This window comes from Halomonas heilongjiangensis, assembly GCF_002879645.1.
Classification (GTDB): Bacteria; Pseudomonadota; Gammaproteobacteria; order Pseudomonadales; family Halomonadaceae; genus Halomonas; species Halomonas heilongjiangensis.
On the sequence record NZ_PNRE01000103.1, the window covers coordinates 47,640 to 69,668 of the forward strand.

A 22,029-nucleotide genomic window follows, 5' to 3' on the forward strand; every position below is an offset into this window, starting at 1 on the left:
GGTCGGCCAGGGAGGGACATGCCGGAACTGGTGAACAAGGAGGCCTTGCAGCCGTCCCTGCTGGATCGGCTGACGGATCGGGCCCGCTTCGTCGAGCGGCTCGGCCTGGCCTACCGGGACGAGGCGCTCGACGAAGCGGGCCTGACCCGCGACATGCTCCGGGACATGCTCGCCACGCTCGGCATCGAGCGCGTGATGGATGAGGACCAGGACGGTATCGAGTGCTGGGAGAATCATCCGGAAAAGCGCCCCTTCCGTCAGGTGCTGGAACTCAGGCCGCGCCCCCAGGCGCCGCCGCTGGCGGCGCTGGTGGACGTCCGGCGTCGTCGCCTGGTGGCCAACCGGGACGAGTCCCGCGATGACCGGGTGATTTCTTCCCGGCGGCTGCGGCAACTGGTGCTGCGAGACCTCGGCTGGCTGTTGAACACCGGCTGCATGACGGACGTGGTGGGGCTCGAGGATTACCCGCACATCGCACGCTCGGTGCTCAACTACGGCGTGCCGGAAACGGCGGGCATGCACCTGTCGGGGGCCGACTCGCCACTGCTGGCAGAGCGGCTGCGTGCCGCCATCGAGCGATTCGAACCGCGGCTTCGGCATGTGCTGGTGACGCCCGTCGAGCAGGACGCCGATGGCCCGCGCAATACCCTGGCCTTCGTGATCGAGGGCGAACTCTGGGGGCAGCCGCTGCCGGAGCAACTGTATCTGCACACCGAGCTCGATCTCCATGATGCCTCGGTCACCGTGCGAGAGGTGGCCGAGCGTTGATCGCTTCCCCGACCCCAGGCGTAGGCTATGGATCCCAGGCTGCTCAGACTCTATGAACAGGAATTGCGCTATATCCGGGAGATGGGGGGTGAGTTCGCCCGGGACTATCCGAAGATCGCCGGGCGCCTGGGCATGGAGGGCCTCGACTGTGCCGACCCCTATGTCGAGCGGCTGCTGGAGGGATTCGCCTTCCTGACGGCGCGGATCCAGCACAAGATCGAGGCGCGCTTTCCGGAGTTCACCCACCAGCTGCTCGAGCTGGTCTACCCGCATCTCACCGCCCCGGTGCCGTCCATGGCCATGGTGGTTCTGCAGCCGGATCTGGCGGCCGGCAGCCTGGATGCCGGGTACCGCATTCCGGCCGGTACGGCCCTGCGCAGCCAACTGGGCAAGGGCGAAAAGACCGCGTGCGAATATCGCACGGCCCACGACGTACGCTTGTGGCCACTACGGCTGACCACGGCCCGCTACCTGGTCAATCCGGGGATGATGGCGGCCCGTGGGTTGCCGACGCCCGCGGGCGTCCGTTCGGCCATTCAGCTCGAGCTCGAGCTCACCAACGGCGGCAGCCTCGCCGACCTGCCCATCGAACGCCTCTCCTTCTATCTCCATGGCAGCGACGAGCTGCCCATGTGGCTCTACGAGATACTGCATGGGGCCTTTGTCGGCGCCTGCCTGCGCGATCATCCCGACCGGGCGGCCAGGGTCGATCCCGCCATCGGCATGCGCCAGCCCGGGTTCGACCGCCGGGAGGCGTTGCTGCCCTCGGTCAGACGCTCCTTCGATGGCTATCGGCTGCTACAGGAGTACTTCGCGTTTCCTCAGCGCTTCCTGTTCGCCGAGCTCACCGGCCTGCAGCCCGGGCTGCGTCAGCTGGAAGGGGGGCGGCTCGAGATCACGCTGCTGCTGCGGCGCAGTGACCCACGGCTCGAGCACGCCCTGACTGCGGAGGCCTTTCGGCTGAACGTGACGCCGGCGATCAATCTGTTCCCCTTCACCGCCGATCGCATCACCGTGACGCCGGAGAAGACCGAGTTCCATGTGGTGCCGGACCGCAACCGCCCCATGGACCTGGAGGTGTTTCGGGTCGAGAAGGTCACCGGCTATACCCACAGCCGAGAGGGCGGCTACCCGTTCCACCTGTTCTATCGCGTCGGGCGTGATGTGGACGCTGCCGAGTCTGGCGCCTACTTCCTCGTCTCGCGCCGGCCGCGGCTGAGCTCCTCCCGCCAGCGTCGGCGCGGGAGTCGCACCAGCTACCTCGGCAGCGAGGTCTTCGTCGCGCTGGTGGACGAGCACCACGCGCCCTATCCGGCCGCCCTGCGCCAGCTCGATGTGAAGCTGTTGTGCACCAACCGTGACCTGCCGATTCAGATGGCGGTGGGCAAGGGCGCGACGGATTTTACCCTGGAGACGGCGGCGCCGGTGCAGTCGGTGCGTATTCTGGCGGGCCCGACGCGGCCCAGGGCGGCCTTCCCGTCCGGGGAAACGGCCTGGCGGCTGGTCAGCCAGCTATCCCTGAACTACCTGTCGCTGCTCGACGAGGAGGGCGAGGGGGCCCGGGCGTTGCGCCAGCTGCTCGACCTGTACGTCGACCCCAGGGATTCCCTGGCGCGCCATGTAGAAGGGGTGGTGTCCATCGAGTCGCAGGCCGTCGTCCGTCGCATGCCGGTCAACGGCCCCATCTGCTTCGGCAATGGGCTGGCCTTGAGGCTGCGTCTCGACGAGGATGCCTTCACCGGCGTCGGTGCCTTCCTGCTCGGCGCCGTCCTGGAACGCTTCTTCGCCAAGTATGTGTCCGTCAACAGCTTCACCGAGACCGTCGTCGAGTCGCTGCAGCGCGGCGAGATCATGCGCTGGCCGGTGCGGGCAGGCATGAGGGAGGCGCTATGAATCTTCCCGGCGACCTGACGGGTCTTCCCAGAGCGCTGACCGAGGCGCCGGAGCGTTTCACCCTGTTCGCGGCCCTGCGCCTGATCGAGGCCGCCGCGCCGGAGCGCGCGCGGCTGGGGCGCAGCCGGCGGGTCACCGAGGATGCGGTACGACTCGCCCAGCTCCCGTCACTGCGCTTCGCCCCGGGCGAGCTCACCCATGTCGAGCCCGGCCTTATCGAGCAGGGAAAGGTGCCGCGGCTGTATGGCGAGGGGTTCGGCCTGCTCGGCCCCAACGGCCCGCTGCCGTTGCATCTCACCGAGTATGCGGACGAGCGCCGCCGACTGCACCAGGATCCGAGCTTCGCCGACTTCCTCAATCTGTTCCATCACCGCCTGGCCTCGCTGTTCTATCGCGCCTGGGCGGATGCCGAACCGGCCGTGGAGGCGGATCGCCCCGATAATCGGTTCTTCTGGTACCTGGGGGCGCTGACCGGCCTGGGCACGCCGGGCCTGCAGGGGCGCGACAGCGTGGGGGATCGCGCCAAGCTGTATCGGGTCGGCCGCTTCGCCGCCCTGGCGCGATGCCAGGAAGGGCTGGAGGACATCCTGGCGGATCATCTCGGCGTCTCGGTCAGCGTGGTTCCCTTCCAGGCCCGCTGGTTGGTCATCCCCGAGCACGAGTGGCTGCGCCTGGGGCGCGGCAGGCCGGTCGGTCGGCTAGGGCGGGATGCCAGCCTGGGACGTCGCTCATGGCAGTGTCAGTTCAGCTTTCGGGTGGTGCTCGAGGCGCTGACCCGGGAGGAGTTCGAAGCCTTCCTGCCGGGGCAGCCTGGCCTGGCCGAGCTCGGTGATCTGGTGCGGGCCTACACGGGCGACGAGCTCAGTTGGGACCTGGAACTGCGGCTGAAGCCCCGGCAGGCGCCGGTGCTGCGCCTCGCGCGCGGCCAGCGGCTGGGCATGTCCACCTGGCTCGGGCGGCATGCGCATGACGGTGTCGCCCGGGCCTTCATCCGCGATGCGCACAGGCGTCTGGGCCGCCCCCGGTGTGAGCCGGGGAGCACCGGCCAGGGAGGTTAGCCATGGCTGATATCAGTCGTACCCAACTCTTCGGCAAGTTGAACTCGCTTGCCTACCAGGCCATCGAGAGTGCCACCACCTTCTGCCGCCTGCGTGGCAATCCCTATGTGGAGCTGGCGCACTGGTTCCACCAGCTGCTGCAGCAGAGCGACTCCGACCTGCTGCATATCATTCGCTATTTCGAGCTCGACGCGGCGCGTCTGGCCGAGGACCTGACCCGGGCGCTCGATGCCCTGCCGCGGGGGGCCAGTTCGATCACCGACCTGTCCGCCCATGTCGAGGAAGCCGTCGAGCGTGGCTGGGTCTGGGCGACGCTCAGGTTCGGCGACAGCCAGGTACGCAGTGGGCATCTGGTGGTCGGGCTGATGAAGACCGCCGGCCTGCGCAATGTGCTGCCCAATCTGTCCGGGGAGTTCCGCAAGGTGTCGGCCGACCGGCTGGTGGAGGAGTGGGACCGCATCGTCGGTGGCTCGCCGGAGGCCAGGCTGGCGGCCACGGCCGGTGGCCCCAGCGAGGAGGCCGCGCCGGTGCCGCCGGCCGAGATGGGCAAGCAGGAGGCGCTGCGCCGCTTCACCGTGGACATGACCGAGCAGGCCCGGCAGGGCAAGATCGACCCGGTCATCGGTCGCGATGAGGAGATCCGTCAGATGATCGATATCCTCATGCGGCGGCGTCAGAACAATCCCATGCTCACCGGCGAGGCCGGTGTCGGCAAGACCGCGGTGGTGGAGGGCTTCGCCGTGCGCCTGGCCAGCGGCGACGTACCGCCGCCGCTCAAGGACGTCTCGCTGCGCTCCCTGGATGTCGGCCTGCTGCAGGCGGGGGCCAGCGTCAAGGGTGAGTTCGAGAATCGCCTGCGTCAGGTGATCGAGGAGGTACAGGCCTCGGAGAAGCCGATCATCCTGTTCATCGACGAGGCCCATACCCTGGTCGGTGCCGGGGGCGCGGCCGGCACCGGCGATGCCGCCAACCTGCTCAAGCCGGCCCTGGCGCGCGGGACCCTGCGCACCATCGGCGCCACCACCTGGGCCGAGTACAAGAAGCATATCGAGAAGGACCCGGCGCTGACCCGCCGCTTCCAGGCTGTGCAGGTGCCGGAGCCCAGCGAGGACAAGGCCGTGGCGATGATGCGTTCGCTGGCGGCGGTGCTGGAGCAGCATCACCGGGTGCTGGTGCGCGACGCGGCGCTGACCGCTGCCGTCCAGCTGTCGTACCGCTATATTCCGGCCCGCCAGCTACCGGACAAGGCGGTCAGCCTGCTGGATACCGCCTGTGCCCGGGTGGCCATTTCCCAGCATGGGGTCCCGGCGGAAGTGGAGGACTGCCGGCGTCGTATCCAGGTGCTGGAGACGGAAGAGGAGATCATCGCCCGGGAGCGGGCGGTGGGCCTGCCGGTCGAGGAGCGGGACAGTCAGGTGGCCGAGGCCCTGGACGGTGAACGCCAGCGGTTGCAGGCGCTGGAGGCGAACTGGCAGAGCGAGAAGGCGCTGGTGGACGAGATCCTCGCGCTGCGCCGGCAGCTGCGGGAGCACGCGGGCAGCGTCGATACGCCTTCGGCCGAGGGGGGCGCCGAGGCGGCGGCCCCCTCGACGGCGGAAGAGCCCGATGCCGCTGGCGGTAAAGCGCTGGAGGGGGAGCCGGGGTTCGACCCGGCGGCGGCCCTGACGCGACTGGAGACGCTGCAGGAGGCACTCGACCGGCTGCAGGGCGAGGCGCCATTGATCCTGCCCAGCGTCGACGACCAGGCCGTGGCCTCCGTGGTGGCCGACTGGACCGGCATCCCGGTCGGGCGGATGGTCAAGGACGAGGTGACGACCGTGCTGAACCTGTCGGATCGCCTGGCCGGGCGGATCAAGGGACAGGATCATGCCCTCGACATGATCGCCCGGCGGGTCCAGACCTCCCGCGCCAACCTGGACAATCCCGGCAAGCCGGTGGGGGTGTTCATGCTGGCCGGCCCCTCCGGGGTCGGCAAGACGGAGACGGCGCTGACCCTGGCGGAGCAGCTCTACGGCGGCGAGCAGAACCTGATCACCATCAACATGAGCGAGTTCCAGGAGGCGCATACGGTCTCCACCCTGAAGGGGGCACCGCCGGGGTATGTGGGCTACGGCGAGGGAGGCGTGCTGACCGAGGCCGTGCGTCGCCGACCCTATAGCGTGGTGCTGCTCGACGAGGTGGAGAAGGCCCACCCGGACGTGCACGAGATCTTCTTCCAGGTGTTCGACAAGGGGAGCATGGAGGATGGCGAGGGGCGCTTGATCGACTTCAAGAACACCCTGATCATTCTCACCACCAATGTGGGGACCGAGCTGATCATGCAGGCGTGCGACAGCGGTCGGCAACGCCCCGACGCGGAGGAGCTCAACAAGCGGCTGCGCGGGCCCTTGCTGCAGGTATTCCCACCGGCCCTGCTGGGACGCCTCGTGACCATTCCCTATTATCCGCTGGGCGACGACATGTTGCGGGATATCATTCGCCTGCAGCTCGGCCGGGTCGGACAGCGGGTGCAGGAGAGCCACGGCGTACCGTTCAGCTACGATGAGGCGGTGCCCGAGCTCATCCGCGAGCGCTGCAGCGAGCTCGAGAGTGGGGGGCGGATGATCGACGCCATCCTGACCAACTCCCTGCTGCCCGTGCTGAGTCGGGAGTTCCTGATGCGCCTGGTGGACCACCGCCCCGTGGAACGGGTGCACGTCAGCGTGGAGAACGCCGAGTTCGCCTATGTATTTGATGACTGAGTATTTGATGACTGAGTATTCGATGACTGAGCGCGCCGGTCCCCTGCTTGACGCTTGTTCCCCAGTGGGTGACTCTGAGGTCAAGAGGCCTGCCTGCCGCGTCCTTGCCGGCAGACAGGCTCGGGAAGACGTCTTCCGGGTGACGACAAGGGGCTGGTGCCGAACCGATTATGGCTAGAGCGCGAATGGTCGATGTGGATTATTACAGCTTCAGGCAGCTGCTGAAGGAGGCGTCGGATCGTGGAGGCCGTATCGAAACACGCGATACCGAGCGCTGGAATGCCTATATCAAGACGCACAAGCTCAACGCCACGGCGGCGCGGGCCATTGCCGCCACCCGCTTCGACTCGCCCGAGTCGGTGATCATCGACCTCGGGGGGGAGCGCGACGGCCTGTATGTCTATTCGGATCTGGAAGAGGGCTGCCTGCACCTGGAGTATCAGAGCTGAATCATGCGGTGGTATCACCCTGGCAAGGACGCCCATAGGCCACTACTGTTTTAGTATTAGTAGACACTGACTCCATGACGCAGCCCGGCTGCGTGACGGCATCAGGTGCCCACTTTCTGAGTTGGGGTAGGCTCATGGCACTCACGCTGACGGTGATCAACGAGGCTGCGTCGCGTCTGGGGGACAAGGCCAGTCACCGCTGGTTCGACAGAGGCGGTACCCTGGGCAGGGCGCCCAACAACGACTGGGTATTGCCCGACCCGACGATGGAGATTTCGCGTTGCCATGCGCGAATTCGCTATCAGGATGGGCGCTATTTCCTGGAAGACTCGAGTGCCAATGGCATCCTGCTGGCCGACGGCGTGACCCGGCTGGATCCGGCGGAGCCCCTGCCGCTGCAGGATGGGGTGGAGTTCCTGATCGGCGATTGCCGTATCCGTGCCCGGATCGAGGCGGAAGCGATGGTGCCGCCACCGGCATCGGAGCCGCCCTTGCCGGGCAACCCCGCCGATCACGAGGTGCCGGATCCATTGGAGCTGCTCGGAGGGGCCGTGAAGACGCCCTCGACGGCGCCGAAAGCGTCGCCATCCGACCACTCCTACCTGAGCGAGCACTTCAGTGCTCCCCGCTTCACGGAAACGCCACCGCCGGTGGAATCGCCTGAGTCCCCGGCCGCTACGCCTTCTTCCCCAGCACCATCGAGTGACGCACCCGCCGAGCCGTTACTCCCGGATGACTGGTGGCGGGACCTGTCCGGCTCGGCACCTGCACAGCCTCCTTCACAGCCACAACCCCAGTCACCGCCAGGCGATTTGGGCAGGGATCCCGGTGGGTTCGAGACGCCGCTGCCTCGCGACGCAGAGGAGGCGGCCCGCCATGTCCCGCCTGAGCCGGCGCGTCCTGCGGCGCCGACCCCGATGGCATCGCCACCGCCTGCGGCCCGGCCGATACCGGAGACAAGCGGCAGCCAGGCCGACGAGTCACCACCTGTGGCCCCGCCGATGCCGGAAGCAAGGCCTGGCCCGGCCGACGAGGCACCGCCGACCGGGGAGCGGTCGGACCAGGCGCTGCGGCAGCTGCTCTCGGGGGCCGGGCTGGACCCGGACCGGGTGCCGCCGGAGCAGGCCGAGGAACTCGGTCGCATCCTCCGGGTGGCCATCCAGGGGGTGATGGATCTGCTGAAGGCACGAATGGAAGTCAAGAACGAGTTCCGCATGTCGGTGACGCTGATCCAGGCGCGCGAGAACAACCCGCTGAAGTTTTCCACCAGCCCCGAAGATGCGCTTCACAACCTGATGGTCAAGCAGAATCCCGACTACCTGCCGGCGGTGGAGGCGTTCGAGGCCGGTTTCGAGGACCTGCGTTTCCACCAGCTGGCCATGCTGGCGGGCATGCGCAGCGGCTTCTTCGAGATGCTGCACCAGTTCGATCCGGCGCATCTGGAGGCCCGGTTTGCGGAGCACGAGGAGCGCGCCTCGCTGCTAGGACGCGTGACCGGCCCCAGATACTGGCGCCAGTACCAGGCGCACTATGCGGCGATCCAGCGCGACAGCGAAGGCTATTTCAATCGGCTGTTCGGTGAGGCGTTCTGCGACGCCTACGAAAAGCAGATCCAGGCGCTCATGGCCCGTTCGAGCCAGGGCCGGGGGTGACGACCACGCCGGGGCAGGGCGGGCATCGGTGGCAAGAACGATACCGTCTGCGAGGGCAATCGTGGGGGGGCAGTCCCATGGCAAGAGGCAAGGGTAGCAGGCACTACCAGGGGGTACTGGTGGTCGTGACGGCACTGGTGCTGGCCGCCTGTGCGGGCAAGGAGGCGCCGCCCGGACCGCAACCGGTGACGGGGCGAATCCAGGTGATGCCGGGGTTGAATCCCAATGCCGAGGGGCGGCCGTCACCGGTGACCATCCGCCTCTATCAGCTGCGCGAGCGGGAGGCCTTCCTGGAGGCCTCGCTGCAGGAGCTGGTCAGACAGGATACCGACACCCTCGGTGCCGCCCTGATCGGCCGTGACTCCTTCGAACTCTGTCCCATGGAGATGGAGGCCATCGACGCGTCGGCCGGTGGGGAGCCTTGCCAGGGGGAGGCGCGGGCCGTGACCCAGGTGTTTTCCCCCGAGGTGCGTTATCTGGCGGTGATGGCCGAGTTCTTCGATGTGCGGGATCCCTCGGCCCAATGGCGAGCCGTCACGGCGCTGCCCCGAGACGGCGAACAGAGACTCGATCCTTCGACGACCTTCACCATCACCCTGGACGGGGCGCGAGTGGCCGTCCGGTTCGACTAGAGAGGTAGTCATGTCACGCAACAGCCGTGTGCTGTGGAGCGAGGGGCTCTTTCTCGAACCGCAACATCTGCAGCAGCAGGATCGCTTCGTCGAAGGCTACGTCGCCGGCCGCCTGGTCGCCTATGGTACCCATGCCTGGGGGTTTCAGGAGCTAGAGATCGACACCGACCTGCTGGCCATCGGCAAGCTGGGGTTGCGGGTCGGGCGCGGGATCTTTCCCGATGGTACCCCGTTCCACATGCCCGGCGATGATCCGCTGCCGCCCGCCCTGGAAGTGGGGGGCGAGGTGCGGGATCAGTTGGTGTACCTGGCCCTGGCCCTGGCGCGGGAGGGAGCCGTGGACGTCAGCCGTCAAGGGGCGACGCCCGGACTCTACCGCTACCAGGCGGATATCCTGGAGGTCCGGGATCGGGTGCTGGACAGCGCGGTGTCGACCCCGGTGGAGGTGGGACGGCTCGAAACCCGTCTCGCTCTGGCCAGCGAGACGCTGGATGAGTACGCCTGCATTCCCCTGTGCCGGGTGAGCGAGGCGCGGCCCGATGGGCAACTGGTGCTGGATGAGGCCTTCGTGCCGACGGTGCTGCGCTGCCGGGCTTCGGAGCGTCTTCAGGGGTACCTGAACGAGCTGTGTGGCCTGCTGCAGCAGCGCGCCGCCATGCTGGCGGGGCGTGTCACGGCGAGCGGCCAGGGAGGCGCCGGGGAGATCGCCGACTTTCTCATGCTGCAGATCGTCAACCGGCATATTCCGGTCGCCGCGCATTTAGCGGCCTCCACGCATGTGCTTCCGGAAGAGTTCTACCGGTTCGTCATCGGCCTGGCCGGGGAGCTCGCCACCCTGACCCGGGAGAACCGCTTGCCACCGGAGATGGCACCCTATCATCACGGTGACCTGCAGCAGGCGTTCGACAGTGTGTTCGAGGTCCTGCGGGCCGAGTTTCGTACCGTGCGGGAGGCGCCGGCGATACAGGTGCCGCTGGAGAAGACCGGCGCGCATGGGGTGTGGGTCGCCAGGGTCCAGGACACGGCGTTGATCCGCTCGGCCAGCTTCGTGCTGTCGGTAGGGGCCGCCGTGCCCACCGAGGAGGTGAGGGCCTATTTCCCGGCGCATGCCAAGGTGGCGCCGGTGGAGCGTATCGCCGAACTGGTCAACAATAACCTCCCCGGCATCCCGCTGGTGCCCATGCCGACGGCGCCGAGGCAGATTCCGCAACTGACCTCCCGGGTGTACTTCGAACTGGACAGCAGTCATCCCATGTGGGAGGCGCTGACTGATTCGGGGGGCATGGCCGTGCATGTCGCCGGGCAGTATCCCGACCTGAAGATGGACCTCTGGGCCATTCGCGGAGGTGGGGCATGAACGATGATGATCGGCCGCCGCCGGGCTCCGGTGATCGCACCATCATTCGCCCGCGTCCGGGAGGGCGCACGGCATCTCCCCAGTCCTCTTCCCAGCTTTCTTCCCAGGGTATCGGGCGCGGGACGCCGAGCCCGGCAGCGCCGTCCGCCGCCGGGATGGCCGGGGCGCCGGCGCTGTCGGCATTCGGCACCACCGCGCTGAATCCCCTGGTGGAGGCGGCGATGCCGCTGCTGATGCTCTGCTGCGGGCTGCGCGGCACCCGGGAACATGCCGATGTCGCCACACTGCATGCCGAGACCGTGCGCCAGGTACAGGTCTTCGAGCAGGTGGCGGCCGAGCAGGGGGCCGCGCAGGAGTCCATCCTGGCCGCACGTTATGCCCTCTGTACCTTCATCGATGAAGTGGTCATGAATACCCCCTGGGGGGCGAACAGCCTCTGGCCCGGCCGTGCCCTGCTGCTGACGTTCCATCGCGACAGCGCCGGCGGCGAGAAGGTGTTCCAGATGATCGAGCGCGTGCTGGCCGATCGCCAACCGCGGCGCGATCTGGTGGAGTTCTTCCATGTCTGCCTGGCCCTGGGCTTCCAGGGGCAATACCGGGTGACTCCCGGAGGGGAGGCCCGGCTCGCCGAGCTGCGCGAGCGTCTCTATGAGCGGATCCGGCAGTGGCGGGAGGCACCGTCGGACGAGCTGTCGCCGGCCTGGCGGGGCGTCGAGGATCGTCGTAACCGCCTGGTGCGCACCCTGCCGGCCTGGGTGTGCGTCGTGCTGGTCCTGGTGATCGGCAGCGTCGTCTACTTCACCCTGCACAACTGGCTGAACCGCGCCACGGCACCCGTGATGGCTCAGCTCAACGAGGTGCGCCAGGCTACCTTCGAGTCACCGGTGGATCTGCCGGTGCCGGTGGAGGAGGAGAGCCGCCTGGAGCTGGCCGATCTGCTGGAAGGGACGGACCCCGAGCGCCTGCAGATCGAGCGCGGCGAGGACGGGCGTACCACCGTGATCCTGCGCGGCGAGGTGTTCGCCTCGGCCAGCACCGAGGTGACCGACGAGTTTCGGCCATTACTGCACCGGATCGGCGACGCGATCCAGCGAGTACCCGGCAGTGTGCTGGTGGAAGGGCACAGCGATAACGTGCCGATCCGCTCCCTCCGCTTCGCGGACAACTACGAGCTGTCCCAGGCCCGGGCGGCGAGCGCGGCCACCCTGCTGCGCGAACCGCTCAGCGACCCGGACCGCGTCGATCATGTCGGTATCGGGGCGGATCAACCGCGCTACCGCCCCCCGGATGAGCCGGCCAACCGGGCCCTGAACCGCCGCATCGAGATCCTGCATCGTCCGTCGGGAGGTGCCCCGTGAAGGCCCTGCTCTCGGTGTTTCGGCAACGCGCCTTCCTGGGCCTGATCGGGGTGGTGTTGCTGGCGCTGCTGATCTGGTACATCGGGCCCTATATCGCCATCGGCGCCTTCGTGCCCTTTCACAGCCCCTGGGTGCGCCTGGGCGTCATCCTGGCACTGTTCGCGGGCTGGGGCCTGCTGCAGTGGTTGCGCGCGCGGCGCGTCAAGCGGGCCAGCGACCGGCTGGGCGACGCCATCGTCGCCACCGCCGGGTCGGAAGACCGCCGCAACGACGAGCTGGGTCGACGCTTCGAGGAGGCAATCGGCTTCCTGCGCGAGTCCGGCAAGGGCAAGGACCTCTATCGGTTGCCCTGGTACGTGATCATCGGCCCCCCCGGCTCGGGCAAGACCACGGCACTGCGTCACTCCGGACTGACCTTCCCGCTCGATCAGAAGTACGGCCGGGACGCGCTCCGCGGCGTGGGCGGCACGCGCAACTGCGACTGGTGGTTCACCGACGAGGCGGTGCTGCTGGACACCGCCGGGCGGTACTTCAGCCAGGACTCCAGCGCCGGCTCCGATGCCGCCGAGTGGCAGGCGTTTCTCGACCTGATGCGCAAGTATCGCAAGCGCCGGCCCGTCAACGGCGTGCTGGTGGCACTGAGTGCCACCGACCTGCTCGATCCTTCGCCGGAAGCCCGCGAGCGCCACGCCGAGATGGTGCGTCGCCGGATCGACGAGCTGCAGCGTCAGTTGGGCATCCAGGTCCCGGTGTACTTCATGGTCACCAAGTGCGACCTGATTGCCGGCTTCGTGGAGTTCTTCGATGACCTGGATCACGAGGGGCGGCTGCAGGTCTGGGGCATGACCCGGCCGGAGCCGGTGGCCGGTGGGCGGCCGAGCGAGTGGCTCGAGGGCGAGTATGCCCGGCTGCTGGAGCGCCTGGACGCCCGCCTGCTGGAGCGGCTGGTCGAAGAGCGGGAGCCCCAGCGACGCGCCCGGCTGTTCGGCTTCCCCCGACAGATGGCCGGCTTGCGGGAGAGCCTGCTGCAGTTCATCGCCGACACCTTCGAGGGGTCCGGCTACGACCGGCCGGTGATGCTGCGGGGCCTCTACTTCACCAGTGGCACCCAGGAAGGCACGCCCATCGATCGCATGATGGACAGCCTGACCCGGGTCTACGGGATGCAGGTGTCGGGCGCGTCTCCCGTCGAGGCCGCGCCGGGGGGGCAGGGGCGCAGCTATTTCATTCATCGCCTGCTCAAGGCGGTGATCTTCCCGGAGTCGGGGCTGGCCGGCGTCAACTGGCGCCTGGAGGTGGGCCGGGCCCTGGCCCAGAACGTCGCCTATCTGGTCCTGCTCGGCGTGCTCGGCATCGTGGTGGCGGGCTGGGTGACCAGCTATCAGTACAACCGCGGCTACCTGGCGGACGTGGGCGCCGCGCTGGAGGCCCATGCCGAGACGGCCACCCGGCCGGTCCCGGGGGAGGCCGGGCTGGCGGAGGTGCTGCCGCGCCTGGATGCCCTGCGCGACGTGGCGACGGAAGCCAATCGCCATCGGGGGAGGGTGCCCTTCCTGATGGGCTTGGGGCTCTATCGCGGGGAGGCCGTGGGGACCTCCGCCGACCAGGCCTATCTCCAGGGCGTGCGCGAATTGCTGGTGCCACGGGTGGTGAAGCTCATCGAGCGGCGGTTGTCGACGCCCAATGTGTCGCCCACCGACGTCTATGCCTACCTCAAGGGCTATCTGATGCTGGCGGATACCGAGCGCCTGAATCGCGACGAGCTCGATGTCATCGTCCGCGAGACGCTACTGCGCGAATACCCGCAGCAGCGTGCCATCGCCCAGGCGTTGTTCGAGCACTTCAGCGCCTACACGGACAGCGCGCGTTCCTTCCCGGCGGTCGGTGTCGATGAGGAACTGGTGGCCCGCGGCCGCGCCTCGCTGCGTCAGGCCTCCGTGCCGGCCTTGATGCTGCGTCGGCTGGAGACCCGCTACGACCAGCGCCACGAGGAGGCCCTGCGGCTCGATGTGGAGGCCGGGCTCGGCAGCGACCTGGCATTCCGCCGGCGCAGCGACACGCCGCTGTCGGAGCCGGTGCCGGCGCTCTACACCCATGCCGGCTTCGAGCAGATCACCGGCCAGGAGGGGGGCGACCTGGTGAGTCGCTTCCTCGAGGAGCGCTGGGTGTTCGGGGAAGCGACGCTCCCCGGCGGTCGGGCGGCCCATCTGACCCTGGCCGAGGACTTCGTCCGCTATTACGAAGAGGCCTATATCGACCACTGGGAGGCCCTGCTGGACGACCTGGACCTGGTGCCCTTGCTGCAGGTGGGCCAGGCGATCGATCTGCTGGCGGTCATCACCGGCCCGACATCGCCGCTGCGCCGCCTGATGGGGACGATCGCCGCCCAGACCCGTTTCCCGGCGCCGGAGGCCGAGGACGAGGCGCAGGGCGGGCGACTCGACGCCTTCCTGGGCTTCGTCGATCCGGGACGCGAGGAAGAGCAACAGGAAGCGGCCGTGCATCCTGGCGCGCGCATCGATGCCCACTTCCAGGAGTTCCACCGCTTCGTGCTGGGAGAAAACGGCGAGCCGCCCATGGAATCGCTGATCGCCCGCCTGACCCAGCTCTATCAGGAGCTCAGTGCCCTGGGCGGCGGGCTGGGCAATCAGGACGCCATGCAGCTGCTGGGCGGGGCCGGGGGCGAGACGTTGCGTCGTCTGAGCAGTGAGGCGGCCCGCGCGCCGGCACCGTTCAGCGAGTGGGTGGATGAACTGGCCGGTTCGGGGCAGGAAGTCGCCATGCGTAACCTGCGCAGCCAACTCAATCGGCGCTATCGCGATGCCGTGCTGCCCATCTGCCAGGAGCTGGCGCAGGGCCGCTACCCCTTCGCCCCCGGCAGTGCCGAGGATATCCCCCCCGGCGACTTCGCCCGGTTGTTCGCCCCCGGCGGGGTGATGGACGCCTTCTTCCAGGAGAACCTCGCCAGTCTGGTGGATGCGCCCGGGGGGCGCTTCCAGTGGCGTAGCGACGAGGCCGCACGCGTGGGCATTCCGTCCTCGGTACTGGCCCAGTTCCAGCGTGCCCAGATGATCCGTGAGATGTTCTTCGTCGGGGGCGCGGGGCCGCGGGTGGCCTTCTCGATGACACCGCGCTATCTGGATGCCCGGGCGCGGCAGTTCCAGTTCGCCACGGGCGACCAGATATTGAGCTACCGACATGGGCCGCCCCTGGCCCGGCGCTTCGTCTGGCCGGGCGACGGTGGCCAGGACACGGCGGTGATGTTCGAGGACCGTGGCGGACAGAGGCCCAATGTTGCCTATTCCGGTAGCTGGTCCTGGTTGCGTGCCTTCGATGCCGCCCAGCCGGCGGCGCAATCGGATACGGCCTACCTGGCCAGTTTCAACGTGAGCGGCTATTCCGCCAGGGTGCTGGTGCAGTTCGAATCCTCGCGCAATCCGCTGCGCAACGACGACTGGCGGCGCTTCCGTTGCGCCGCGGGGCTGTGATGGCCGGGGGCATTACCCTGGGGTTCCACGGCAAGCTGCCGTGCCGGGGAGATTTCGTCCGGCGCCGGGTGGCCGGCGACTTCCTGTCGGCCTGGGACCCCTGGCTGTCACGCTGCATGCACGACTCCCACCGGCTTCTCGGCGAGGGCTGGCTGGATGCCTACCTGACCAGTCCGCTATGGCGCTTTGCCGTGTCCGCCGGTGTCTGTGGAGAGAAACCCGCGACGGGGCTGCTGATGCCCAGCGTCGATGCGGTGGGGCGCTATTATCCGCTGACCCTGGTCGGGGCCTTGCCCGCGGAGAGCTCGCTGTTCGGCCTGGCGGTGCAGGAGGGCGCCTGGTTCGAGGAGCTCGAAGCGCTGGCCATGAGTGTGCTGGAAGACGACCCGGCGGTCGATCTCGAGCAGTTCGACCTGGCGGTGAGCGCCCATGGGGCGCGACTGCAACCCTGGGCCGCCGACGCCGCCAGCCGCCTGCTGGCCCCGCTGCAGGGCCCCACCTGCTTCGCCCTCGAGTCGCTGGAGCAACTGGTCCCCGCCCTGCTGGCCATGCAGCAGGCGCTGCTGGGGCGCCAGCAGGGCTTCAGCCTGTGGTGGACCGAGGGGTCCCGCCGGATCCCGCCCTGCCTGCTCCTGCAGGCCGCGTTGCCGGTGCCGGAACGCTTCGCCGCCATGTTCGATGGCGAGTGGCAGCACCATGGCTGGGAGAGTCGCGTGGTGCGTTGGCAGGCCCCCCGGGCGGCGGTGCGGGCGGCTCCCTCCCTCGGCCTGCCGCGCCTGAGCTCGGCGAGCGTCAGCCATGCCGGCAAGGTGCGCGAGGTGAACGAGGACGCCTGCCTGGACCGGCCGGATCTCCGGCTGTGGGCCGTGGCGGATGGGGTCGGCGGGCACGAGGCCGGCGATGAGGCCAGCCGCAGCGTGATCGATGGGCTCCAGCAGGCACCTCACAGCGGCGAACTGCAGGAGCGCGTCAACGCCCTGCACGACGTGCTGGTGCTGGCCAACCGGCATCTCTGGCACGCGGCGCATCGGCCGGAGCGGCCGGTGACCAGTGCCAGCACGGTGGTGGTGCTGCTGACCGGCGTCGAGGAGTGTTGCTGGCTATGGGCGGGCGACAGCCGCCTCTATCGCCTGCGCGATGGTCAACTGAGTCAGTGCACCCGGGATCACAGCGTGGTTCAGGACCTCATCGAGCGTGGCGAGCTGGAGGCCGCCGAGGCCAGCACCCATCCCCAGGCCAATGTGATCACCCGGGCCGTCGGGGCCGCGGCGGAGCTGGATCCGGAGAGCCGCTTTTCCGACCTGCGGTCGGGCGACCGCTTCCTGCTCTGCTCGGACGGCGTGCATGGCTGCGTGGCGCCGGATGTCATCCAGTCCGCCCTGCAGGGCGATTCCCCCCGGGAGGTGGTCGACACCCTGCTGAGGGCGGTACTCGAGGGCGAGGCCAGGGACAACTGTACGGCCGTGGCCGTCTTTGTGGACTGAACGTGACGGGGTCCGCCCATGAACGACAGGAAGGACGACACACCTGGCGACGATGCCGAGCAGCGAACCCGGCTGTCGGGCGGCTTCGCCAGGGGCGACGAGGCGTCATCCTCCGATGCCACCCGGCTTGCCCCTCCAGGTGAAGGGAGAGCAAGGGGGGAGGGGGGAGAAAGGGCCGAGGGTGACACCTCGCAGCCCCGTGGAACGGTGTCCAACTGGTCGCGTCCGGAAATCTGGGGGCCGCCCTCCACGACCGTCGTCGAGCCGGGCGCCGTGATCAAGGAGCGCTTCGTGCTCGAGGCGCTGCTGGGGCAGGGGGGCATGGGCGCGGTCTACAAGGCCCGTGACCTGCGCAAGGAGGAGGCCCAGGACAGCCAGCCCCATGTGGCCCTGAAGCTGCTCAGCGACGAGTTTCGCCAGCATCCCGACGCCCTGGTGGCGTTGCAGCGCGAAGCGAAGAAGGCGCAGCTCCTCGCCCACCCGAATATCGTCACCGTCTACGACTTCGATCGCGACGGTACCCGGGTCTTCATGACCATGGAATACCTGCAGGGCGAGTCACTGGACGTGGTCATCCGTCGCCGCGCCGCCGCCGGTGGCCTGCCACGGAAGGAGGCCTTGCAGATCATCGAGCGCATGTCGCGAGGCCTGGCCTATGCCCATCAGGAAGGCATCGTCCATTCCGACCTCAAGCCCGGCAACGTCTTCCTGACCCGGGAGGGCAATGCCAAGATCCTGGACTTCGGGATCGCCAGGGCCGCACGCGTGACGGCCGAGGGGGAGAGCGGCGACCGCACCCGTTTCGATCCGGCCACCATCGGGGCCATCACCCCCGCCTATGCCAGCCCGGAAATGCTGGCCGGCGAGGTGCCGGAACCGCCGGATGACGTCTATGCGCTGGGCTGCGTCGCCCATGAATTGTTGACGGGCCTGCATCCCTACCGCGACGCATCCGGGCGCAAGCTGCCGGCCGACGAGGCCGCCCGGCGGAACATGAAGCCGCCGGTATTGCATCGGGTGCCCAAGCGAGTGTCGCGCGCCATCGCCCGCAGCCTGGCCTTCGACAGGGTGGAGCGTTATCCCGATGCCGGCCAGTTCCTGCAGGCCATCCAGCCGCCCGCCAAGCTGGGCCGGACCGTGATCGCCGTGCTCGGCGTGCTGGTGTTGGTGGCCGTGAGCTCCTGGTGGCTACTGATACGCGAGAGCGACATCCTGGTGACGCTGGATGACCTGCCGCCGAGCCTGGAGAGCTCCCGGGAGCACATCGTCCGGGGTAACGACTATCTGGAGGCCGGCGACGTCCCCCAGGCCCATCGTCACTACACCCTCGCCTGGGAACAGGCGGCGGAGCGCGAAGACATCAGCGGTCGGGATCGCAACCGCCTGAGGGTGCTGGTGGATCGGCGCACCGACGCGGTGACGGATCACTATCTGAGTGAGGCGCAGCGCGACGACCTGGACGAGTTCTCGCTGGAACTGCTGCGCATCAGCATGGAATCCCTGGCGCGCTCCGAGCTGGGTACGCGCCGGGAGCGGCTCAACGAGGCCATCGAGGAGCTCAATGCCCGTCTGGAGGAGTAGTCTCCAGCGCTTCGCCCAGTTGTTCCTGAAGCCTTTCCAGCAACCCTGGCCACGCCTCGACCCAGCAGCAACGGTGGTCGACGCCATCGACCACCTCCACCCGGGCATGGGGGTCGTGGCGGGCAGCCTGTCGCACCATGGCCGGCGGCACCACGGGATCCCGTGCACCGACCAGGTGCCACTGCAGGACTCGCGCGTCCAGTGGCGGCCCATCGGCGAGGTGCAGCGATCCCTCAAGCGGCAGGTACCCGTGGCGGCGCGTCCAGGCCGCGTGGTCCAGGTTGGCGGCGATGGTGACCAATGCCCGGACATCTTCCCGGCGCGCGGCCAGCAGTCGTGCCAGCAGGCCGCCACCGCTGTAGCCGACCAGCACCACGCCGTCGATCTCCCGCTCTGCCACCAGGCGGTCGAGCGCCTGGTCCATGGCATCGACCACCGACTCGCCGTAGCGCCCGCCGGTCCACAGTCCGGGATGGCAGGCCGGATCCGGTGGGTGGCGGCCGTAGCAGGGCCGGTGAAGCAGCAGCCTCGGTCCCGGGTCGCGGTCCATCAACTCGAGCGCCATCGGCCGGCGGGGCGTGGGATCCTGGCTTGGATGGCGGCCACGCTCCCAGGGGGTTCCGTCTCCGGTCAGGTAGACATGCCACAGCCGTGGCGGTTGCCGTTCCGTGGGGGCCAGGTAGGCGGTGATGTGGAAGGGGGCGGCCGGGATGCTTTTCACCTCATACGAGCGTGCTTCGGCGGCGGCGTTGTCGCGCTGGGCCGGGCTGGAGCAGGCAGTGACAAGCACTATACTGATCAGCAGGCTTGCGAGCCGTGTCAGCTTGCCGCGACAGAATCGCCGAGGACGGCCGAGACTTGGCGGGGTCGGGGAGCGGGATGTGCCATCCATGAAATGAAAGCCTGACGCAGGGAGAGTCTCGTGAAATCCGTCCATGTCCTCGATCATAGCCCTGCCTTCAGGAGGCGTCTTTCCTGTCTTTCCTCTGGCTGTCTGGCGGGGGCAGCCCTGTTGCTCGCCGGCTGTGCGCCCAATGGGGCGACGGTCGGGCCGAACCTCGCTGCCAAGGCCGCCTCGGTGGACGATCTCTATATCGTCGATTGCCTGCTGACGGGGCAGGTGCGGCGGTTGGGGGGAACCACCTTCCTCACGCCGCGCCGGCCGATACGTACCACCGTACAGGACTGCCGTATCCGGGGAGGTGAATATGTCGCCTATGACCGGGCCGACTACCGCACGGCATTGAGCGTGTGGCTGGCACATGCCGAGGCCGGTGACCCGGAAGCGCAGAACTATGTGGGCGAGATCTTCGAGAAGGGCCTGGGGCAGGAGCCGGACTACGTCTCCGCCGCCACCTGGTATCGGCGTGCGGCCGACCAGGGCTATGCCCGCGCCCAGATCAACCTGGGGTTCCTCCATGAGCAGGGGCTGGGGGTCGAGCAGGACAGGACCCGGGCATTGAACCTGTATCGCCGGGCCTCCGGCGCGACCGAGGATCCCCTGGTCTTTCGCTCCGACGTGACCGAAGAGATGGAGGCGCTGCGGGCGCAGCTCGGTGCCCAGGTGGAACAGGCGGAACGCCAGGCCCAGACCCTGCAGCAGCAGCTCCAGCGCCTGACCCGGGAGCGGAACGAGCTTCAGCGGCGCCTGGCACAGGCCGAAGCGACGGCCGGTGCGGCCGACGCGGATGCCCAGGCCCGGGCCCGGGAGCTGGCCGAGCAGCTGGATGACGCCCGTGGCCAGGTCGACACCCTCGAGACCCTGTTCCAGCGCGCCAGCCAGGAGCGGGAAGCCCTGGTGGCCCAGATGAGCGAGCTGCCGGAAGCGGAGCAGGAAGTGCAGGCCCCGGCCAGCGCCGAGCCGGAACCCGACGCACCCGCCGCTCGCGGGCCCGCCAGCTTCGCCGGCATCGACTTCGGCCGCTACTTCGCGCTGGTGATCGGCAATCAGGAGTATCTCTACCTGGAAGACCTGGAGTCGCCGCTGACCGATGCCCAACGCATCCAGCAGTTGCTGCAGAATCGCTACGGCTTCAATGTGATCTTCCTGCCGAATGCCGACCAGGTCCAGATCATGTCGGCGCTGAATGATCTCCATGACCGGATGGGCGAGCAGGACAACCTCCTGATCTACTATGCCGGTCATGGCAACCGCTCGAACCGCGAGGATGGCCGGCGACAGCGGAGTTACTGGCTGCCGGTGGATGCCGAAGCGGAGCGTCTGGTGCGCTGGATCAACAATGCCGTGGTAAGTGACCACCTGGACCGGATACAGGCGCGCTCCATCCTGGTGCTGGCCGATTCGGTGTTCGCCAGCAGCATGGCGTCGGACTCCAGCTCCCTGCTGCTGGGCAGCGGCCAGCGACAGCTGAACGCCGAAGAGATCCGCGCCGGGCTTCAGCGCCGCTCCCGCATCGTCATCTCCTCGGGCGGCGAACGGCCGGTGCCCGATCGTACCGACAGGCCACACTCGCTCTTCTCACGGTCACTGATCGAGGTGCTGGAGAGCAACCAGAAGGTGCTGCGCGAGAACATGTTGTTCGCCCAGGTGGCCGTCAACGTGCGCCGGCGGGCATCCGGCACGGAGGGGCAGACACCGGAAATGCGCCCGATACGGGCCGCGGGCCATGAAGGCGGGGATTTCTATTTCGTGCCGGTGGCGGAGCAGCGGGTGGCCGTACGGTGACCCGATGAGCAGCGACCGCGAGCGGCCAGGGCGGCAACACCCTGGCCGCTTGGCGTTCGGCGGTGCCAGGGTGTGGCCTTCTTTCCTACCTGGAGGATGGCGGAGGCGCGCCCGATAGGGTGGCGGGACGAACCTGGTGCAGCTCCGCCACCAGCTCGCGCATCTTGATCATATGACTGCCGTGCCAGTAGAGCCGGCCGCAGCCGTCGCACTCCAGGAAGCGCTCCACATAGCGCCGGGTCAACGGTTCGAGCCGGTGGGCCACCTTGGCCTTCGCCACCGGGGCGAGCAGGCCATTGCAGTGGCTGCAGCGGGTGAAGGGCGCGAAGGTGTCATAGAGATCGAAGACCGCGCACACCTCCTCGAGCTGGCGGCGCGGCGCATCGGCGCGCACGAAGTGGGCCTGGGTGATGCGCTTGCGCTGGAGCAGCTGGCGGTCGCGGGTCAGCAGTACACGGCCTTCTGCCTCGGCGCAGGCCGCCAGCTCCGGGTCGTCCAGATCATTGCGATAGTGGCAGTCGAAGCCGAGCAGGCGCAGGTAGCCCGCCAGCCGCCCCAGGTGGACGTCCAGCACCCAGCGCGGCGGCATCGGCGGCCGCGGGCGTAGATGGCGCACCTCGGCGAGGGAGGGCGTCAGCGACCAGGGGTAGACCACGACTCGGGGCGACGCCCCCGCGTCGAGCAGGTGCTCGAAACCCACCGAGGCCCCATCGACCAGGATGACGTCGACCTCGGTGTGTGGCACCCCCAGGGACTCGATCGCGTCCTTGATCGAGGTTCGGCGGGTCATGGCATGGCCGAAGGTCCTGTCGCGCCTCTCACGCGGCAGGAAGTCGTTCAACTCGGCATGGAAATGGAAAGTGGCGTCGGCCATGCTCTCCC

15 protein-coding genes are annotated in these 22,029 nt (G+C 68.4%); 13 read left to right on the forward strand and 2 right to left on the reverse strand.

The features are described 5' to 3' along the window. The first annotated feature begins 18 nt into the window (after window positions 1–18). The 12 genes from tssE to C1H66_RS21675 all read left to right on the forward strand — a co-directional run bounded on the left by tssE (window position 19) and on the right by C1H66_RS21675 (window position 18,461). On the forward strand, window positions 19–768 hold the full coding sequence (gene tssE, locus C1H66_RS21620) for a type VI secretion system baseplate subunit TssE (RefSeq protein ID WP_170064216.1): 750 nt from the start codon (window positions 19–21) through the stop codon (window positions 766–768). A 27-nt stretch (window positions 769–795) separates the two neighbouring features. Then, on the forward strand, window positions 796–2,661 hold the full coding sequence (tssF, locus tag C1H66_RS21625) for a type VI secretion system baseplate subunit TssF (protein ID WP_102629934.1): 1,866 nt from the start codon (window positions 796–798) through the stop codon (window positions 2,659–2,661). After that, window positions 2,658–3,719, forward strand: a complete 1,062-nt coding sequence (gene tssG / locus C1H66_RS21630; RefSeq protein ID WP_102629935.1) for a type VI secretion system baseplate subunit TssG — start codon at window positions 2,658–2,660, stop codon at window positions 3,717–3,719. Before tssF ends, tssG begins: the two co-directional genes overlap by 4 nt. A gap of 2 nt (window positions 3,720–3,721) precedes the next feature. Next, a complete protein-coding gene (gene tssH, locus C1H66_RS21635) occupies window positions 3,722–6,460 on the forward strand; it encodes a type VI secretion system ATPase TssH (protein ID WP_102629936.1) in 2,739 nt (912 codons plus the stop codon). 185 nt (window positions 6,461–6,645) lie between these two features. Next, the gene (locus C1H66_RS21640) at window positions 6,646–6,909 is read left to right on the forward strand and encodes a hypothetical protein (RefSeq protein ID WP_102629937.1); all 264 of its coding nucleotides are present in this window, start codon (window positions 6,646–6,648) and stop codon (window positions 6,907–6,909) included. A 134-nt stretch (window positions 6,910–7,043) separates the two neighbouring features. Next, window positions 7,044–8,561: a type VI secretion system-associated FHA domain protein TagH gene (gene tagH / locus C1H66_RS21645; protein WP_170064217.1), complete on the forward strand. Its 1,518-nt coding sequence runs from the start codon at window positions 7,044–7,046 to the stop codon at window positions 8,559–8,561. Between the two features lie 77 nt (window positions 8,562–8,638). Next, on the forward strand, window positions 8,639–9,193 hold the full coding sequence (gene tssJ / locus C1H66_RS21650; RefSeq protein WP_102629939.1) for a type VI secretion system lipoprotein TssJ: 555 nt from the start codon (window positions 8,639–8,641) through the stop codon (window positions 9,191–9,193). A gap of 10 nt (window positions 9,194–9,203) precedes the next feature. After that, a complete protein-coding gene (gene tssK / locus C1H66_RS21655) occupies window positions 9,204–10,550 on the forward strand; it encodes a type VI secretion system baseplate subunit TssK (protein WP_102629940.1) in 1,347 nt (448 codons plus the stop codon). After that, on the forward strand, window positions 10,547–11,908 hold the full coding sequence (gene icmH, locus C1H66_RS21660) for a type IVB secretion system protein IcmH/DotU (RefSeq protein WP_102629941.1): 1,362 nt from the start codon (window positions 10,547–10,549) through the stop codon (window positions 11,906–11,908). The genes tssK and icmH overlap by 4 nt, the downstream gene beginning before the upstream one ends. Continuing rightward, the gene (gene tssM / locus C1H66_RS21665) at window positions 11,905–15,396 is read left to right on the forward strand and encodes a type VI secretion system membrane subunit TssM (protein ID WP_102629942.1); all 3,492 of its coding nucleotides are present in this window, start codon (window positions 11,905–11,907) and stop codon (window positions 15,394–15,396) included. Before icmH ends, tssM begins: the two co-directional genes overlap by 4 nt. Beyond that, complete coding sequence (tagF, locus tag C1H66_RS21670; protein ID WP_102629943.1) at window positions 15,396–16,880, forward strand: type VI secretion system-associated protein TagF; 1,485 nt, start codon at window positions 15,396–15,398, stop codon at window positions 16,878–16,880. Before tssM ends, tagF begins: the two co-directional genes overlap by 1 nt. An 18-nt stretch (window positions 16,881–16,898) precedes the next feature. After that, window positions 16,899–18,461: a serine/threonine-protein kinase gene (locus C1H66_RS21675; protein WP_102629944.1), complete on the forward strand. Its 1,563-nt coding sequence runs from the start codon at window positions 16,899–16,901 to the stop codon at window positions 18,459–18,461. Here C1H66_RS21675 and C1H66_RS21680 read toward each other — a convergent pair. Continuing rightward, window positions 18,439–19,182 (reverse strand): alpha/beta fold hydrolase, encoded by a 744-nt coding sequence (locus tag C1H66_RS21680; protein WP_146010766.1) that lies wholly within the window; start codon window positions 19,180–19,182, stop codon window positions 18,439–18,441. The two genes, C1H66_RS21675 and C1H66_RS21680, sit on opposite strands and share 23 nt — an antisense overlap. A 291-nt stretch (window positions 19,183–19,473) precedes the next feature. Between C1H66_RS21680 and C1H66_RS21685 the strand changes: the two genes are divergently transcribed. Beyond that, on the forward strand, window positions 19,474–21,147 hold the full coding sequence (locus C1H66_RS21685) for a caspase family protein (protein ID WP_170064218.1): 1,674 nt from the start codon (window positions 19,474–19,476) through the stop codon (window positions 21,145–21,147). A gap of 85 nt (window positions 21,148–21,232) precedes the next feature. Here C1H66_RS21685 and C1H66_RS21690 read toward each other — a convergent pair whose 3' ends face one another. Beyond that, window positions 21,233–22,021 (reverse strand): Mut7-C RNAse domain-containing protein, encoded by a 789-nt coding sequence (locus C1H66_RS21690; RefSeq protein ID WP_102629947.1) that lies wholly within the window; start codon window positions 22,019–22,021, stop codon window positions 21,233–21,235. Window positions 22,022–22,029 lie beyond the last annotated feature (8 nt).

Excerpts from the sequence above, each read along its gene's own strand:
- tssE (WP_170064216.1), top strand. The coding sequence starts at position 19 with ATGCCGGAACTGGTGAACAAGGAGGCCTTGCAGCCGTCCCTGCTGGAT.
- tssF (WP_102629934.1), top strand. The coding sequence starts at position 796 with ATGGATCCCAGGCTGCTCAGACTCTATGAACAGGAATTGCGCTATATC.
- tssG (WP_102629935.1), top strand. The coding sequence starts at position 2,658 with ATGAATCTTCCCGGCGACCTGACGGGTCTTCCCAGAGCGCTGACCGAG.
- tssH (WP_102629936.1), top strand. The coding sequence starts at position 3,722 with ATGGCTGATATCAGTCGTACCCAACTCTTCGGCAAGTTGAACTCGCTT.
- C1H66_RS21640 (WP_102629937.1), top strand. The coding sequence starts at position 6,646 with ATGGTCGATGTGGATTATTACAGCTTCAGGCAGCTGCTGAAGGAGGCG.
- tagH (WP_170064217.1), top strand. The coding sequence starts at position 7,044 with ATGGCACTCACGCTGACGGTGATCAACGAGGCTGCGTCGCGTCTGGGG.
- tssJ (WP_102629939.1), top strand. The coding sequence starts at position 8,639 with ATGGCAAGAGGCAAGGGTAGCAGGCACTACCAGGGGGTACTGGTGGTC.
- tssK (WP_102629940.1), top strand. The coding sequence starts at position 9,204 with ATGTCACGCAACAGCCGTGTGCTGTGGAGCGAGGGGCTCTTTCTCGAA.
- icmH (WP_102629941.1), top strand. The coding sequence starts at position 10,547 with ATGAACGATGATGATCGGCCGCCGCCGGGCTCCGGTGATCGCACCATC.
- tagF (WP_102629943.1), top strand. The coding sequence starts at position 15,396 with ATGGCCGGGGGCATTACCCTGGGGTTCCACGGCAAGCTGCCGTGCCGG.
- C1H66_RS21675 (WP_102629944.1), top strand. The coding sequence starts at position 16,899 with ATGAACGACAGGAAGGACGACACACCTGGCGACGATGCCGAGCAGCGA.
- C1H66_RS21690 (WP_102629947.1), bottom strand. The coding sequence starts at position 22,021 with ATGGCCGACGCCACTTTCCATTTCCATGCCGAGTTGAACGACTTCCTG.